Origin of the sequence: Actinobacillus arthritidis, assembly GCF_029774155.1 — a bacterium.
GTDB classification, from domain to species: Bacteria; Pseudomonadota; Gammaproteobacteria; order Enterobacterales; family Pasteurellaceae; genus Actinobacillus; species Actinobacillus arthritidis.
In genome coordinates this window covers 1,345,150-1,360,075 of sequence record NZ_CP103833.1, presented here as the reverse complement: position 1 = coordinate 1,360,075, position 14,926 = coordinate 1,345,150, and the positions used below count along the sequence as shown (strand labels likewise).

Genomic DNA, 14,926 nt, shown 5'->3' with positions numbered 1-14,926 from the left:
TACGCTTTATCCTAAATTCTTGAAAAAAAGACCGCTTGTATAAAAATTTTTGTCAAAATGGCGAGTTAAGATTGCAAAACAGGCATTACATCTTTAAACTTCCGAGTAATTTTTTGTAATTTTTTAATCAAGAGCATCGTTATGACCGAATCAAAAACGCCTACGCAAGAAAATCAAGACATTCACTCGTTAGGACAAAAGCTAAGAGCTACACGTGAGTCTTTACATTTAAGCATTGAGGATGTGGCGAAAAAAACCAATCTGAAAAAGTCTCATATTGAATCTTTAGAGAACGATATTTTTATTCTGCAGAATGTTGCCCCAACTTTTGTGCGTGGTTATGTGCGTAATTACTTACGTTTCTTGCATTTACCAGAAGAATTGGTATCAAGTGTCAATTATGGTGAAGTGATCATTCCTAAAGAGGCAGTAAAAACATCTTCAGCAAAAGTCGTACAAAAATCACAAACACAATGGGTTAAATATTTAACGATTCTTGTATTACTCGGTGCGATAGGTATGACATTACTATGGTGGTGGCAGGATTATCAAAAAGAGCAAGAAACTAGAGAGCATATCGTTAGCACTACTGCAATGCCGTTAGAAAACAATACGACAACAGTACAAACTCCTCCAGCTACCGAACCTGTCGTAAATAATAGTGTTCAACCGGTTACAACAGCTGTACAGCCTGTAGAAGCACCAAAAACTGAGACTACTCCAGTGGTTCCGACAACTGAAAATACAGCAACGGTAACAACAGAACTGCCAGTAGCCACAGCTACAGAAACGCAAGCTGAGAATGTCAATGTATTACAACAGCCTTCAGCAGAAAATGCGACAGAAGCTCAACAGGCGGCAGTAAGCAATGACGAGTTAAGAATTGAAATTACCGGTAAAGAAAGCTGGATTACGGTAAAAGGTGCAAAAAACAAGAAAAGCCTAGCGGAGAAATTATATGCTAATGGTGAAGTGCTTACTTTTAATGGTAATGAACAATACCGTTTAACCATTGGTGCACCGGCAAATGTGAAACTTTACTATAAAGGTCAAGAAGTACCATTAAAAATTGATGGTCGTGTTGCCCGTATTAAATTACCTTTAGCACAATAAGGATTGGAAATGTCAGCTCATCAATCTCCAATTAAACGTCGTGAATCGAAAAAGATTTGGGTCGGTAATGTTGCAGTCGGCGGTGATGCACCGATTTCCGTGCAATCGATGACAAATACTCGTACCACGGACGTAGAAGCAACGGTTGCTCAAATTCAAGCACTTGAGCGTGTCGGTGCGGATATTGTCCGAGTTTCTGTACCAACAATGGATGCGCGGAAGCTTTTAAAGTCATTAAACAGCAAGTGAATGTGCCGCTTGTGGCGGATATTCATTTTGATTATCGTATTGCATTAAAAGTGGCGGAATATGGTGTCGATTGTTTACGTATAAATCCGGGTAATATCGGTAATGAAGAGCGTATTCGTGCTGTGGTTGATTGTGCGAAAGATAAAAATATTCCAATTAGAATTGGTGTAAATGCTGGCTCACTTGAGCGTGATTTACAAGAGAAATACGGTGAGCCGACACCACAGGCATTGTTGGAATCAGCGTTACGTCACGTAGATATTTTAGACCGCTTTAACTTTGAGAATTTCAAAGTGAGTGTAAAAGCCTCAGATGTGTTTCTCGCGGTTGAATCTTACCGTCTTTTAGCAAAACAAATTGTCCAGCCATTGCATTTAGGTATTACTGAAGCTGGTGGTGCGAGAGCGGGTTCGGTTAAATCTGCAATTGGTTTAGGATTACTGCTGTCAGAAGGTATCGGCGATACATTACGTATTTCACTTGCGGCCGATCCAGTGGAAGAAGTTAAAGTCGGTTTCGATATTTTAAAATCGTTACGTATCCGTTCTCGTGGAATTAACTTTATCGCTTGTCCGACTTGCTCTCGTCAGGAAATTGATGTGATTGCAACGGTAAACGCCTTAGAACAACGTTTGGAAGATATCTTAACCCCAATGGACGTATCAATTATTGGTTGTGTGGTAAACGGCCCGGGTGAAGCACTTGTATCAGATCTCGGTGTGACCGGTTCTAATAAAATGAGTGGCTTCTATCTTGATGGCGTTCGCCAAAAAGAGCGTTTTGATAATGAAAAACTCATTGACCAATTAGAAGCAAAAATTCGAGCAAGAGTTGCCGAGCAACATAATCGAATTCAAATCGAACAAATTTAAGTTTAGTCACCACGGGTTATATGAGTTTTACGGAAATTGTGGCAATAAGCGGTTAATTTTCTGCAAAAGGTTACAGCCGTATTACATTCTGTTATCCGTGGTTTTAGCATAATAAAGGGAAAATAAAGTGGCTAAAAATATTCAAGCAATCCGTGGGATGAACGATTGCTCTCCAACAGAATCGCCATTGTGGCAATGGATTGAAAATAAAGTACGTAATGTATTAGCCGGTTATGGTTATTCTGAAGTGCGTATGCCGATTGTAGAAAGTACACCACTTTTCGCACGTGCGATTGGCGAAGTAACGGATGTAGTTTCAAAAGAAATGTACACATTCTGGGATAATGACGAACAATTAACGCTTCGTCCGGAAGGAACGGCAGGTTGTGTGCGTGCGGCGATTGAACGTGGTTGGATCTATAATAATGAACAACGTTTATGGTATATGGGACCAATGTTCCGTCATGAGCGTCCGCAAAAAGGGCGTTATCGTCAATTCCACCAAGCCGGTGTAGAAATTTTCGGTATTCCAAATCCGGAAATTGATGCGGAATTAATTATTCTTACGGCACGTTTATGGAAAGAATTGGGCATCGATCAACACGTTTCTTTACAGTTAAACTCAATCGGTTCACTTGAAGCTCGTGCGAATTATCGTTCGGCATTGGTAAAATTCTTAGAAAATCATACCGCTTTAATGAACGATGAAGAAAAAGAGCGTTTAGTAAAAAACCCGTTACGTATTCTTGATACTAAAAATCAAGCGTTACAAGAAGTCCTCAATGATGCGCCGAGATTATTAGATTACTTAGATGATGATAGTCGTGAACATTTCACGCAACTTTGTAGTTTATTAGATGCAATGGGTATTGCTTATGAAGTGAACCCAAAATTGGTACGTGGTTTAGATTACTACAATAAAACTGTGTTTGAATGGGTGACTTCCGCATTAGGTTCTCAAGGTACGGTCTGTGGTGGTGGTCGCTATGACGGCTTAGTTGAACAGCTTGGCGGCCACGCAACGCAAGGTGTTGGTTTTGCAATGGGCTTAGAGCGTTTAGTGCTACTTGTTCAAGAAGTGAATAAAGAGATCAACCTACCGAAAGCAGTTGATGTGTATGTTGTTTATTCAGGCGAAGGGGCAACTTTAAATGCGTTCCAAATTGCGGAACAAATTCGTAGTGAATTACCGCAATTACGCGTGATGACACATTGCTCCGGCGGTAATTTCAAAAAGCAATTCAAGCGTGCAGATAAAGTAGAAGCACAAATTGCGTTAGTTATTGGTGAAAGCGAAGTTACTGAGCAAAAAGTGGTGGTAAAAGATCTACAAAGCGGTGCAGAACAGGTTACTATTGCACAAGCGGATTTAATTTCAGAACTGACAAAACGTTTTTAAATTAGGAAAAATGAATGAGTAACGAATATTTAAATAAAACGGAAGAACAGCAGTTTGAAGAAGCAAAAAGCTGGTTTAAAGAAAATGGTACACCAATTGTAGTGGCGGTTTTTATTGCTTGTGCGACAACTTTCGGTTGGAATTTCTGGAAAAATCATCAGTTAGAAACAGCACAACAAACTTCAGCCGCTTACCAAAATGTTATGGAAAGTTATTTGCAAGATCCGGCTAAGAATACACCGCTTGTAGAAAAGTTTATTAGTGAAAATAAAGACTCAAGCTATGCGGTATTCAGTCAATTAGAATCTGCTAAACAAGCGGTGGAAAAAGCCGATTTTGCAACAGCAAAAACGACTTTACAAAATGCACTGACTGCGACCTCTGATGTTACTTTACAGACATTGATTCGTTTCCGTTTAGCTATGATTGATTATCAGCTAAAGGGTTATGATGATGCACTTGCAACATTAGGTCAAATAACTGATCAAGTATGGGAACAACGTAAGCTAGTATTAACCGGCGATATTTTAGTAGCAAAAGGTGATAAGGCATCCGCAAAAGGTGTTTATGAAAAAGCGAAAAGTATTGCATCAAGTCAAGATAAGTTACTGATTGATGTGCGTTTAAATAATCTATAACGAATAGGGCTGTAAAACAGCCCTATTTTTTTATATAAACACTTATATTGTAATTTATATTTTACATAAATGCTTATTTTAACTTAGAATAAAGCAGTTTTTATTATATTTGGAGGATGTATGATGAATACACAAACAGTTTCAAATTTTGTTAAACAAGAGCTTTCCGGCTGGAAGCCTTTTGAAGTGATTTGGCTTGTTGCCTTTATTGCCGCCCAAGTCTGGGCTTATGTACAAGCACCGGATTCTATTTTAGCAATGATTTCAGGGATTGCCGGCATTATCTGTGTTGTATTGGTCAGTAAGGGAAAAGTGAGTAACTATTTATTTGGTTTAATTTTTGCTTACACCTACTTTTATGTCGCGTGGGGCAATAATTTTATTGGTGAAATGAATAGCGTACTTTATGTGTATTTACCAGCACAGTTTATCGGCTACTTCGTATGGCAAGCGAATATGCAAAAAGATAGCCAAGGTGGTGGTGCAGTTATTGCTAAATCGTTAACTGTCAAAGGGTGGATTGTTTTATTAGCGGCGATTAGTATCGGTACTTTACTATTTATTCAAGCACTCAAAGCGGCGGGTGGCAGTTCAACCGGTTTAGACGGTGTGACGACTATCACTACGGTAGCGGCACAATTATTGATGATTTTACGTTATCGTGAACAATGGTTATTGTGGATTGTACTCAATGTGTTATCCATCGCTTTATGGGCGGAAACACCGGCGATGTATTTAATGTATGGTGCATATCTACTTAACTCGCTTTACGGTTTCTATAACTGGACACAGTTAGAGAAAAATGCTCAGCGTTAATATTCTTAGCTAGCTAATAACAAGCGGCCTAATTTACAAAAAGTTTTGCAAATTAGACCGCTTAATTTTTTACTATGAGCATAAAAGCAAATTATGCTTTTTCTCTTGCTACCGCTCGATAGCCGATATCACGACGGTAGAAGCGACCTTGCCATTGAATTTGTTCGGCAAGTTGTAACGCTTGTCGCTGTGCATCAAATACAGAATTACCTAATGCGGTTGCACATAAAACACGGCCACCGTTTGTCACTAATTTTCCGTCTTTTTGCTCAACACCGGCAAGGAAGACTTTCTGTGATTTTTGTGCTTGAGTTGGAATACCACTGATTTCATCGCCTTTACGATAATCGCCCGGATAGCCTTCCGCGCCTAACACGATGCCTAATGCGGCTTGTTCACACCATTTCGATTTAACCGTATCAAGTTTTTCGTCACAAGTCGCTAAACAAAGTTGTACAAGATCCGATTCTAAACGCATCATAATCGGCTGTGTTTCCGGATCGCCGAAACGGCAGTTAAACTCGATAACTTTTGGTTGTCCGTTCGGCATAATCATTAAACCGGCATAGAGGAAACCAGTATACGGATTGCCTTCCGCCGCCATACCTCTTACTGTTGGGTAAATGACTTCTTGCATAACACGATTATGAATTTCTTGTGTAACAACCGGTGCTGGTGAATAAGCACCCATACCACCGGTATTTAAACCTTTATCACCTTCGCCAACACGCTTGTGATCTTGACTAGTTGCCATCGGCTCAACGTTTTTACCGTCTACCATTACGATAAAACTGGCCTCTTCACCATCTAAAAATTCTTCGATAACCACACGGCTACCGGCTTCGCCGAATGCGTTGCCCGATAGCATATCTTTGACTGCTTCTTCCGCTTCTTCAAGCGTCATCGCAACAATTACGCCCTTACCGGCGCCTAAACCGTCCGCTTTAATTACAATCGGCGCACCTTTTTGTTTTAAATAAGCAAGTGCCGGCTCAATTTCTGTGAAGTTCTGATATTCAGCAGTCGGAATTTGATGACGAGCTAAGAAATCCTTTGTAAACGCTTTTGAACCTTCTAACTGTGCCGCTTGAGTTGGGCCAAAGATTTTTAAGCCGTTAGCACGGAATGCATCTACTACACCGATAACGAGCGGTGCTTCCGGTCCAACAATCGTTAAGCCAATTTGGTTTTCTTTCGCAAAAGCCACTAATGCAGGAACATCGGTTGCGGCGATTGCCACATTTTCGATACCTTCTTCCAGTGCGGTACCGGCATTCCCCGGTGCGACAAAAACTTTTTTGACTAAAGGCGATTGACGAACTTTCCAAGCTAAAGCGTGTTCACGACCACCGTTACCAATAATTAATACATTCATTTGGATTCCTTATAAATTAACAAAAGCAAACGTTTGCGTATTATACTTTATTCTTCTGTATAAATAAACTTTAAAACAAGCTGGCAATGTTGTTAGTTTTTTACTAAAAACGGCACTTGTCGCTTGCAAAATGCACTTTTTTCAGTATAATCCCAAAAATCAGTCACATTTGTTTTTAATCCTTGCTTCCACAAGCTGGTGACTGGCTAAAGTTGGAGGTCGCTAACCCGTAAGGATAGTCAATGCGTCACTACGAAATCGTTTTTATGGTTCACCCGGACCAAAGCGAACAAGTACCAGCAATGATTGAACGTTATACAGCATCTGTAAAAGAAGCTGGCGGTCAAGTTCATCGCTTAGAAGATTGGGGTCGTCGTCAATTAGCATACCCAATCAACAAACTTCACAAAGCACACTACGTGTTAATGAATGTAGAAGCACCTCAAAGTGTAATCGACGAGTTAGAAACTAACTTCCGTTATAACGATGCAGTTCTTCGTAACTTAATCGTTCACACTAAAGCGGCAGTAACTGAAGCTTCACCAATGGTGAAGCTAAAGAAAGCAAAGTTGCTGAAGCGGTAGCTGAAGTTGAATCAGAGGAAGCTGGCGAGTAATTCGCCGATTGATAATTGTTTAATTTTAAGTGGTTCTGTTACTTCAATAATTAAACAAAGCCGAAATCCATTAGGTGTTCCAAATTATCGTTTTTGGCTTGAACATCGTTCAACCCAAATCGAAGTAAATTTAGAGCGTCAAGCGTGGTGTAAAATCCAAGTGATTTTAAACGGCAATCAATTTAGTTTAATAACCCAACAAATAAAGCTCGGCGATAAAATTAGAGTATATGGTTTTATCCATACACATAAAGACTATAATGGTTTAAATCAATTAGTCTTTCACGCCGAACATATTGAATTTATAGATCAGGAGAAGCCAAATGGCACGTTATTTCCGTCGTCGTAAGTTCTGCCGTTTCACAGCGGAAAATGTTGTTGAGATCGATTACAAAGATATCGCTACATTAAAGAACTACATTTCTGAAAACGGCAAGATTGTTCCTAGCCGTATCACTGGTACTCGTGCGAAGTATCAACGTCAATTAGCTCGCGCAATCAAACGCGCTCGTTACTTAGCGTTACTTCCATACACTGACAATCATCAGTAATAGAGAGGTCGAGTACAATGCAAGTTATTTTATTAGATAAAGTTGCTCACTTAGGTTCTGTGGGCGATCAAGTAACTGTTAAATCAGGTTTTGCACGTAACTTCTTAATCCCACAAGGTAAAGCAGTTATGGCAACAGCGGCAAATATTGCTCACTTCGAAGCACGTCGTGCTGAATTAGAAGCTAAAGCAGCAGAAGCATTATCAGCAACACAAGCTCGTGCGACTAAGATTGCTGAAATCGCGACAGTATCTGTATCTGCAACAGCAGGTGACGATGGCCGTTTATTCGGTTCTATCTCTGCAAAAGATATCGCTGATGCATTAACAGCAAGCAGGTGTTGAAGTAGCTAAATCTGAAGTTCGTTTAGGCGAAGGTCCACTTCGTACAACTGGCGAACACGAAGTTAAAGTTCACTTACACCCTGAAGTAAATGCAGTAGTTACAGTAAACGTAGTTGCTGAATAATTTATAAAAGTAATTCTTAAATACCCAGCTAATAGCTGGGTATTTTTATTTCTTCCTTCCAAATAGTGTTTTTTCCGCCTTGACGAAATCAAAAATTCTGTTAATTTACCCAATAACTAGGTGATTTATTTGGAATTTTACTGTGTTTGATTCATTAATTGTACAGTTTGTCGTATTATGGGCGGTAATTGATCCGATTGGTTCGATTCCCGTCTATTTAGCTAAAACAAATCATCTTTCCTCAGCAGAACGAAATAAAGTCGCTTTAAAAGCAGTCGGGATTGCAACAATTATCTTGCTATTCTTTTTGGTTGCTGTGCAATCCTTATTTGAGATGATGCAAATTCCACTTTCCGCCTTCCAAATTGCTGGTGGTTTGGTGCTACTTATCTTTGCTTTAACCATGATTTTCGGGGAAGGTAAACCGGAAAACGAAATCAAAATGCAAACCAACTTAAGTGAATTGGCGGTTTATCCGCTTGCTGTTCCTTCCATCGCCTCTCCCGGTGCAATGATGGCAATCGTTTTATTAACCGATAATCATCGTTTTAGTCTAATGGATCAATTTATTACCACGCTTATTATGTTAGCGGTACTAGTCATCACCTACTTTTTACTTCTCGCGACAAGTAGAATTCAAAATATTATCGGCAGTGTAGGGGCTTCGGTTATCAGTCGTGTGATGGGATTAATTCTTGCTGCTGTGGCGGTAAATAATTTACTGGTAGGGATTCAGCAATTCTTTGGTTTAGCTAGTTAGATTAAAATCATCAACTAAAAAGCGGTTATAATTTGCAAAAAATTGAATTTTATAACCGCTTATCTTTTTATATTATTCTGCTAACGCTCTTGCATGAAATGCGATATGTTTTTCGATAAAACTGGCGATAAAGAAATAGCTGTGATCATAGCCTTCGTGCAAATTGAGCGTAACATCAAAGCCCAATTTTTGTGCTTTTTCGGTAAACATTTCCGGCTGTAATTGGGTTGGATAGAAACTATCGGCAAGCCCTTGCTCAATCAAAATAGGGCGAGCCGGTGATACCTTATCTAATAACGCAAAGCTGTCATATTCCGCCCAAGCGGTCTGATCTTCGCCTAAATAAGCGGTGAAGGCTTTTTGTCCCCACGGCACTTGGCTTGGGGTAACGATCGGCGAGAAAGCCGAGATCGCACAGTAACGATCCGGATTCTTTAAGCCGATTTGGATCGCACCGTGTCCGCCCATACTGTGCCCGGAAATCGAACGTTTATCGCTGACCGGGAAGTTTGCTTCAATAAGTGCCGGCGGCTCTTGCACAATGTAATCGTACATTCTGAAATGTGCGACCCATGGCTGTTGGGTGGCATTGAGGTAGAAACCGGCACCTTGACCTAAATCATAACCTTCATCATTTGCTACATTTTCACCACGTGGTGAGGTATCCGGCATCACAATCGCAATACCGTGCTGTGCGGCAAATTGTTGGGCACCGGCTTTGGTCGCAAAGTTCTCATCGGTACAAGTCAGCCCCGAAAGCCAATAAAGCACCGGCACTTTTTGCCCTTGTTCCACTTGCGGCAAGTAGATGGCAAAAGCCATTTCACAGTGGGTGCTGTTCGAATAATGCGTATAACGTTCATGATAGCCACTAAACATTTTATAGCGAGCAATTTGAGTAAGTGCGGTCATTTTTCTCCCTTTTTTTACGATTTAATCGGACGATATTCTTTTACTAAAGCACGAATCACAGCCGGACGGTTAGTAATCTGTTCCGCCCAACGCATCAGATGCGGATATTCGTGTACCGCTAAAAATTCAGCGACTGTCATACACACGATTTAACACGATTTGTCCATACCAGCCCCAAATTGCAATATCGGCAATGCTGTAATGTTCACCACAAATATAGTTTTTGTCGGCAAGCTGTTTATTTAACAAGTCTAACTGGCGTTTCGTTTCAAGAGTAAAACGGTTAATCGGATATTCTTGTTTGGTCGGTGCATATTTGTAGAAATGTCCGAAACCACCGCCTACGTAAGGCGCACTTGCCATTTGCCAAAATAGCCAAGACAAACATTCGGTTCGTTCGCTGAAATCACTCGGTAAGAACGCATTAAATTTTTCAGCTAAATAAAGCAAAATCGCACCGCTTTCAAATACCGGTCGCGGTTTTTCACGGCTGTAATCGAGTAACGCCGGAATTTTTGAATTCGGATTAATCTTTACAAAATCCGAACCGAATTGATCGCCCTGCCTAATATCGATCAGAAACAGATCATAAGCGGCTTTTGAGATACCAAGTTCCAATAATTCCTCAAGCATAACGGTAACTTTTACACCGTTTGGTGTACCGAGAGAATAAAGCTGTAAATCGTGTTCACCTTTCGGTAAATGCTGTTCAAATAACGCACCAGAAGTCGGGCGATTGATATTGGCAAACTGTCCGCCGTTTGGCGCTTCCCATTGCCATACTTTTGGCGGTTGATATTCGGTTGTCATTGCTTTTCTCCATTGAATTTGCAAAAAATTGTATAAATTTTACCGCTTGTTAAGTTATAAAGGCTAATCACTTTTTCTGATGTTTAATATAAAACGGATTGATGTCTGGTTGTATAGATCGAAGATAAAAATAGGCAGAGTTTCTGCCTATTTTGCTGATGAGAATGTGATTACTCTTGGAACGGATTAAACACTCGCACACCGGTTTTTGCAAAATCCGCCACATTGCGAGTGACTAAAATCAGATTGTGTTGAATTGCAGTCGCCGCAATCCACGCATCATTTTCAGGAGCATGATCGGGAATATGCAATTTGGCACAAATGCGAGCGGTTTCTTCATCAATGGTAAGGATTTTGCCTCTAAAAGTGGTTTTAATATCATTTTCAAACCAATTTCTTAGTGTTGTTCCTTGTATGGGATCTTTACGTTCCATCGCTAAGATGCCTCGCTCAAGTTCCATTAAGACAACTGCATTAGTATAAATTTGAAATGCTGGAATAGTCGCAAGCCACGCAACCACACCTTGATTAGCCTTTCCTTTTTCAATCTTACGGGTTTCGCTAATTAAATTTGTATCCAGTAAATACATTAGTTCCTCCTAGAACTCTACTGGACGGCGTTGTCCACGACTACGAGGTTGCAATTCAAGTTCTATATCCGCCACATTTGGATCGCTTGGTGTTAAGGCTTCTAATGCACTTCTGAATACAGGAGCCGTTTGGCGTTCATATTCAGTATAGTTCATCAACACAAACGCCGGTTCGCCTCGGTTGGTGATAATTACAGGGGCGGTAAGAGCCGCCTTTTGAGCTTTGCCAAGGTTTTGATTAAATTCACGACTGGTTATAATTTTCATATTATTTCTCCTTTTGTAGCTAAGTTGCTACAAAAATGATAGTCTATTTTATATACATTCGCAAGCCTGTTAAAAAATGGTAGGAAGATTTTAAGAGAAGAAATTCGATAGGAAAAACAAAAGGGGCTTACGCCCCTTATTTAATGAAATTAAAAATGAATCACCGTGCGGATTGATTTACCTTCGTGCATTAAATCAAAGGCTTTGTTGATGTCTTCCAATGGCATAGTGTGAGTGATGAAATCACGCAATTTAAATTCGCCTTTCATAAATTGGTCGATAATGCCCGGTAATTCGGTACGTCCTTTCACGCCGCCGAATGCCGAACCACGCCATACACGACCTGTCACTAATTGGAACGGACGAGTACGGATTTCCGCACCTGCCGGTGCGACACCGATGATGATACTTTCACCCCAACCTTTGTGGCAACATTCTAATGCTGAACGCATTAAATCAACGTTACCTACACATTCAAATGAGAAATCTACACCACCATCAGTCATCTCGATAATCACATTTTGGATTGGTTTATCGTAATCTTTCGGGTTGATACAATCTGTTGCACCAAGTTCTTTCGCTTTCTCAAATTTAGCCGGATTAATGTCGATCGCAATGATACGACCTGCACCCGCCATTCTTGCACCGATAATTGCCGCTAAGCCGATACCACCTAAGCCGAAAATTGCAACCGTATCGCCTTTTTTCACTTTTGCCGTACGGGTTACCGCACCGATACCGGTGGTGACAGCATGACCAAGTAAGCACACTTCATCAAGCGGTGCGTTTTCTTGAATTTTTGCTAATGAGTATTCGGAAACTACTGTATATTCGGAGAAGGTTGAAGTCCCCATATAATGGAAAATCGGCTGACCGTCTTTAAAGAAACGTACTGTACCGTCCGGCATTAAACCTTTACCTTGGGTTTCACGCACTGCCGAACAAAGGTTGGTTTTGCCTGATAAACAGAATTTACATTTACGACATTCTGCAGTGTAAAGCGGGATAACATGATCACCCACTTTAAAATCGGTGACACCTTCACCGACTGCTTCCACAATACCCGCACCTTCGTGACCAAGTACGCACGGGAACACGCCTTCGCTATCTTGACCGGAAAGGGTATAAGCATCGGTATGACACACACCGGTTGCCACTAAACGAACTAACACTTCGCCTTTTTGTGGTGGCATTAAATCCAATTCTTCAATTTTTAACGGTTCATTCGGCGCCCAAGCGACCGCCGCACGAGTTTTGATAAATTCCATTATTACTTTCCTATTATCTTAAAAAGCCTATTTTTCTATTTTAGCCTATTTTAAGATATAAAATATAATCATCTTTTCTTATAAGCATTATAACGATAAGTGATGTCTAAATTTGCTAAAAAATAGAAAATTTAACCGCTTACGGACTTGCTCTACTCAGCTAATTCTGTCGGTTCATGCGACATCAATTCTTGTCCGACATCTCGTAACAAACTGAGATAACGTTCGTAGTGTTTTAGAATATCAGCAATGATTTCATTATGCGTCATATATTGCACATCATAGCCGTTACGACCATCAAAGAAATAACTTAACGGTTCGTAAGTCGTTTCATTTTGGATATGCGGTAAATGTTCATCATTGATTAACTGCTCGGAAACTTGATGGTTGACCGAACGAATACCATACATAAAATCTTGTAACGACTCGGTATGAATCACAAACTCAACAGCTGGCTCAGCGTCATCGAATTTAGTAATCACGTCCACATTCAGCTCATATTCCGCAATTAGTTCTCGACGTAATTCTCGCATTGCCGGTAATGCAGTATGTTTTAAGAATTTTAAAATGTCTTTATCTTCAGTTTGATTTAACATCTGATTTAGACGAGTTTTCCAATTCTCGCCTGACCATAATACCGTGGTCGGATTAAATTTCGCCTCGAAATATTTTTTATCTACCGCTAAGGCTTTCATTAAACTTACACATACGATTACCATTAAAATAGCAAAAGGTAATGCGGTAATTAATGTCATTGTTTGTAAGGTTGCTAAGCCGCCGGAGCCTAGTAAAGTAATAGCAACCACCGCCATTAATATGCCCCACATAATGGCTTGCCAACGAGGCGAAGCTAAACTCTTATCACGAGAAGCAATATTGTTCAGCACATAAATTCCCGAGTCTGCGGAGGTAATAAAAAACAGAGCAATACTAACTAATGCAATAAAACTGGTTAAACTTGAGAACGGTAAATACTCAAGGAATTTAAACAGCAAGGTTTCCGGTGTAGAAATTAACCGAGACAAGATCCCTTGTGCCGCATTGTTATCCAACCAAATCGCACTATTACCAAACACGGTAAACCATAAAATCCCGAATAAACTCGGAAGTGCTAATACTCCGAATACAAATTCACGAATTGTTCTACCACGAGAGATTCGAGCAATAAACAATCCGACAAATGGTGCCCATGAACACCACCAAGCCCAATAAAGGATCGTCCAAGCATTAAACCATCCCGTTTGCTTACTCTCATAAGCATAAGTCTTAAAACTCAGTTTAACTAACTGGCTAAAATAAGTACCGATATTCTCACTAAAAGCCGATAATAAATACAATGTCGGACCGCTAATTAATACAAATAATAATAAGAATCCGGCTAACCCCAAATTGGTTTCACTTAAAATTTTTACGCCTTTTCCTACACCTGAAATTGCTGACAGAATCGCAAGAGCCATAACGGTGATAATTACGCCAATTTGTAAACCAAAACTGCTTTCACTTAACCAGCCTAATGCGACTAATCCTGAACCGAGCTGGGCAAGCACCGAAGCCAAGTGTAGTAATGATACCAAACAGCGTAGCAACCAATGCCATAATGTCAATCACATCACCTAATCGTCCGTTAATACGATCTTTTAATAGCGGATAAAAACAAGAACGTAACGCTAACGGTAATTTATAACGAAAGCTAAAATAAGCGAGAGCCAAAGCAATGACACCGTAAATTGCCCAAGCGTGCATTCCCCAGTGAAACACCGTATGTAATAAGGCTTGTTGTGTTTGCTGTTCAGTCGTACCAGAGCTAATTTCCGAAACATAATGAGAAAGCGGTTCGGCAACACCGAAGAACATTAATCCGACCCCCATACCGGCGACAAAAAGCATTGCCATCCAAGACATAAAGTGAAATTCCGGTTCTTCTTCATTTGCCCCTAATTTGATATTGCCGTAGCTACTGATGGATACAAAAATCAAAAAAAACAGAAAGAGCGAACCGACTAAAATATAAAACCAGCTGAAATGTTGAAAAATAGATGCTTTCAAGAAATCTAGTGCAGATTGTGTCTGACTAGGCAAAAGTAAAGTACACGCAACAAGTAAAATAACAATACATAAAGTGATACTCGTTACAAACGGATTAAATGATGATTTATCACGTAAAAATGCCGTGAAGTTCATAAATACTCCTTTGTAGATATAAAAATAAAATAATGTCCAAT

The 14,926-nt window shown here is 40.1% G+C and carries 15 protein-coding genes and 3 pseudogenes; 10 read left to right on the top strand and 8 right to left on the bottom strand.

Going from position 1 to position 14,926, the window contains the following annotated elements; translation table 11 throughout:
• The first annotated feature begins 141 nt into the window (after positions 1 to 141).
• The 5 genes and pseudogenes from NYR89_RS06255 to pnuC all read left to right on the top strand — a co-directional run bounded on the left by NYR89_RS06255 (position 142) and on the right by pnuC (position 5,087).
• Positions 142 to 1,113, top strand: coding sequence for a RodZ domain-containing protein (locus NYR89_RS06255; protein ID WP_279445153.1), 972 nt, complete (start codon positions 142 to 144; stop codon positions 1,111 to 1,113).
• Between the two features lie 9 nt (positions 1,114 to 1,122).
• Positions 1,123 to 2,234, top strand: a pseudogene (ispG, locus tag NYR89_RS06250) (flavodoxin-dependent (E)-4-hydroxy-3-methylbut-2-enyl-diphosphate synthase).
• Between the two features lie 127 nt (positions 2,235 to 2,361).
• Entirely contained in the window at positions 2,362 to 3,633 is a 1,272-nt protein-coding gene (gene hisS / locus NYR89_RS06245; protein WP_279445152.1) for a histidine--tRNA ligase, read from the top strand.
• A 14-nt stretch (positions 3,634 to 3,647) separates the two neighbouring features.
• The gene (locus tag NYR89_RS06240) at positions 3,648 to 4,271 is read left to right on the top strand and encodes a YfgM family protein (RefSeq protein WP_279445151.1); all 624 of its coding nucleotides are present in this window, start codon (positions 3,648 to 3,650) and stop codon (positions 4,269 to 4,271) included.
• Positions 4,272 to 4,394: 123 nt separating this feature from the next.
• The gene (pnuC, locus tag NYR89_RS06235; protein ID WP_279446656.1) at positions 4,395 to 5,087 is read left to right on the top strand and encodes a nicotinamide riboside transporter PnuC; all 693 of its coding nucleotides are present in this window, start codon (positions 4,395 to 4,397) and stop codon (positions 5,085 to 5,087) included.
• Positions 5,088 to 5,178: 91 nt separating this feature from the next.
• Here the strand turns inward: pnuC and purD are convergent, their stop codons facing one another.
• Positions 5,179 to 6,462 (bottom strand): phosphoribosylamine--glycine ligase, encoded by a 1,284-nt coding sequence (purD, locus tag NYR89_RS06230; protein ID WP_279445150.1) that lies wholly within the window; start codon positions 6,460 to 6,462, stop codon positions 5,179 to 5,181.
• Positions 6,463 to 6,704: 242 nt separating this feature from the next.
• Here purD and rpsF point away from each other — a divergent pair, with 242 nt between their 5' ends.
• From rpsF to NYR89_RS06205, 5 genes and pseudogenes are all read left to right on the top strand, one after another.
• Positions 6,705 to 7,046: a 30S ribosomal protein S6 gene (gene rpsF / locus NYR89_RS06225; RefSeq protein WP_423847888.1), complete on the top strand. Its 342-nt coding sequence runs from the start codon at positions 6,705 to 6,707 to the stop codon at positions 7,044 to 7,046.
• Between the two features lie 6 nt (positions 7,047 to 7,052).
• Positions 7,053 to 7,427 (top strand): primosomal replication protein N, encoded by a 375-nt coding sequence (gene priB / locus NYR89_RS06220; RefSeq protein WP_279445149.1) that lies wholly within the window; start codon positions 7,053 to 7,055, stop codon positions 7,425 to 7,427.
• Complete coding sequence (gene rpsR, locus NYR89_RS06215; protein ID WP_005705387.1) at positions 7,402 to 7,629, top strand: 30S ribosomal protein S18; 228 nt, start codon at positions 7,402 to 7,404, stop codon at positions 7,627 to 7,629. The genes priB and rpsR overlap by 26 nt, the downstream gene beginning before the upstream one ends.
• 17 nt (positions 7,630 to 7,646) lie before the next feature.
• Positions 7,647 to 8,097 (top strand): annotated as a pseudogene (gene rplI / locus NYR89_RS06210) (50S ribosomal protein L9).
• A gap of 142 nt (positions 8,098 to 8,239) precedes the next feature.
• Positions 8,240 to 8,857, top strand: coding sequence for a MarC family protein (locus NYR89_RS06205; RefSeq protein WP_279445148.1), 618 nt, complete (start codon positions 8,240 to 8,242; stop codon positions 8,855 to 8,857).
• Positions 8,858 to 8,929: 72 nt separating this feature from the next.
• Here the strand turns inward: NYR89_RS06205 and fghA are convergent, their stop codons facing one another.
• The 7 genes and pseudogenes from fghA to NYR89_RS06170 form a co-directional block, all read right to left on the bottom strand.
• Positions 8,930 to 9,769 carry an S-formylglutathione hydrolase gene (fghA, locus tag NYR89_RS06200; RefSeq protein WP_279445147.1) on the bottom strand — a complete coding sequence of 280 codons (840 nt, stop codon included), beginning with the start codon at positions 9,767 to 9,769 and terminating at the stop codon, positions 8,930 to 8,932.
• Positions 9,770 to 9,783: 14 nt separating this feature from the next.
• Positions 9,784 to 9,909, bottom strand: coding sequence for a hypothetical protein (locus tag NYR89_RS10990; protein ID WP_279445146.1), 126 nt, complete (start codon positions 9,907 to 9,909; stop codon positions 9,784 to 9,786).
• Positions 9,896 to 10,579: a glutathione-dependent disulfide-bond oxidoreductase gene (yghU, locus tag NYR89_RS06190; RefSeq protein WP_279445145.1), complete on the bottom strand. Its 684-nt coding sequence runs from the start codon at positions 10,577 to 10,579 to the stop codon at positions 9,896 to 9,898. The genes NYR89_RS10990 and yghU overlap by 14 nt, the downstream gene beginning before the upstream one ends.
• Positions 10,580 to 10,749: 170 nt before the next feature.
• A complete protein-coding gene (locus NYR89_RS06185) occupies positions 10,750 to 11,169 on the bottom strand; it encodes a type II toxin-antitoxin system VapC family toxin (protein ID WP_279445144.1) in 420 nt (139 codons plus the stop codon).
• A 9-nt stretch (positions 11,170 to 11,178) separates the two neighbouring features.
• Complete coding sequence (locus tag NYR89_RS06180; RefSeq protein WP_005598164.1) at positions 11,179 to 11,436, bottom strand: type II toxin-antitoxin system Phd/YefM family antitoxin; 258 nt, start codon at positions 11,434 to 11,436, stop codon at positions 11,179 to 11,181.
• Between the two features lie 149 nt (positions 11,437 to 11,585).
• On the bottom strand, positions 11,586 to 12,704 hold the full coding sequence (locus NYR89_RS06175; protein WP_279445143.1) for an S-(hydroxymethyl)glutathione dehydrogenase/class III alcohol dehydrogenase: 1,119 nt from the start codon (positions 12,702 to 12,704) through the stop codon (positions 11,586 to 11,588).
• Positions 12,705 to 12,856: 152 nt separating this feature from the next.
• Positions 12,857 to 14,885, bottom strand: a pseudogene (locus NYR89_RS06170) (BCCT family transporter).
• Positions 14,886 to 14,926 lie beyond the last annotated feature (41 nt).

Bases quoted from the DNA above. Each gene is read 5' to 3' on its own strand.
- purD (WP_279445150.1), bottom strand. From the start codon at position 6,462: ATGAATGTATTAATTATTGGTAACGGTGGTCGTGAACACGCTTTAGCT.
- rpsR (WP_005705387.1), top strand. From the start codon at position 7,402: ATGGCACGTTATTTCCGTCGTCGTAAGTTCTGCCGTTTCACAGCGGAA.
- NYR89_RS06240 (WP_279445151.1), top strand. From the start codon at position 3,648: ATGAGTAACGAATATTTAAATAAAACGGAAGAACAGCAGTTTGAAGAA.
- NYR89_RS06180 (WP_005598164.1), bottom strand. From the start codon at position 11,436: ATGAAAATTATAACCAGTCGTGAATTTAATCAAAACCTTGGCAAAGCT.
- pnuC (WP_279446656.1), top strand. From the start codon at position 4,395: ATGAATACACAAACAGTTTCAAATTTTGTTAAACAAGAGCTTTCCGGC.
- NYR89_RS10990 (WP_279445146.1), bottom strand. From the start codon at position 9,909: ATGACAGTCGCTGAATTTTTAGCGGTACACGAATATCCGCATCTGATG.
- fghA (WP_279445147.1), bottom strand. From the start codon at position 9,769: ATGACCGCACTTACTCAAATTGCTCGCTATAAAATGTTTAGTGGCTAT.
- NYR89_RS06175 (WP_279445143.1), bottom strand. From the start codon at position 12,704: ATGGAATTTATCAAAACTCGTGCGGCGGTCGCTTGGGCGCCGAATGAA.
- yghU (WP_279445145.1), bottom strand. From the start codon at position 10,579: ATGACAACCGAATATCAACCGCCAAAAGTATGGCAATGGGAAGCGCCA.
- NYR89_RS06255 (WP_279445153.1), top strand. From the start codon at position 142: ATGACCGAATCAAAAACGCCTACGCAAGAAAATCAAGACATTCACTCG.
- NYR89_RS06185 (WP_279445144.1), bottom strand. From the start codon at position 11,169: ATGTATTTACTGGATACAAATTTAATTAGCGAAACCCGTAAGATTGAA.
- rpsF (WP_423847888.1), top strand. From the start codon at position 6,705: ATGCGTCACTACGAAATCGTTTTTATGGTTCACCCGGACCAAAGCGAA.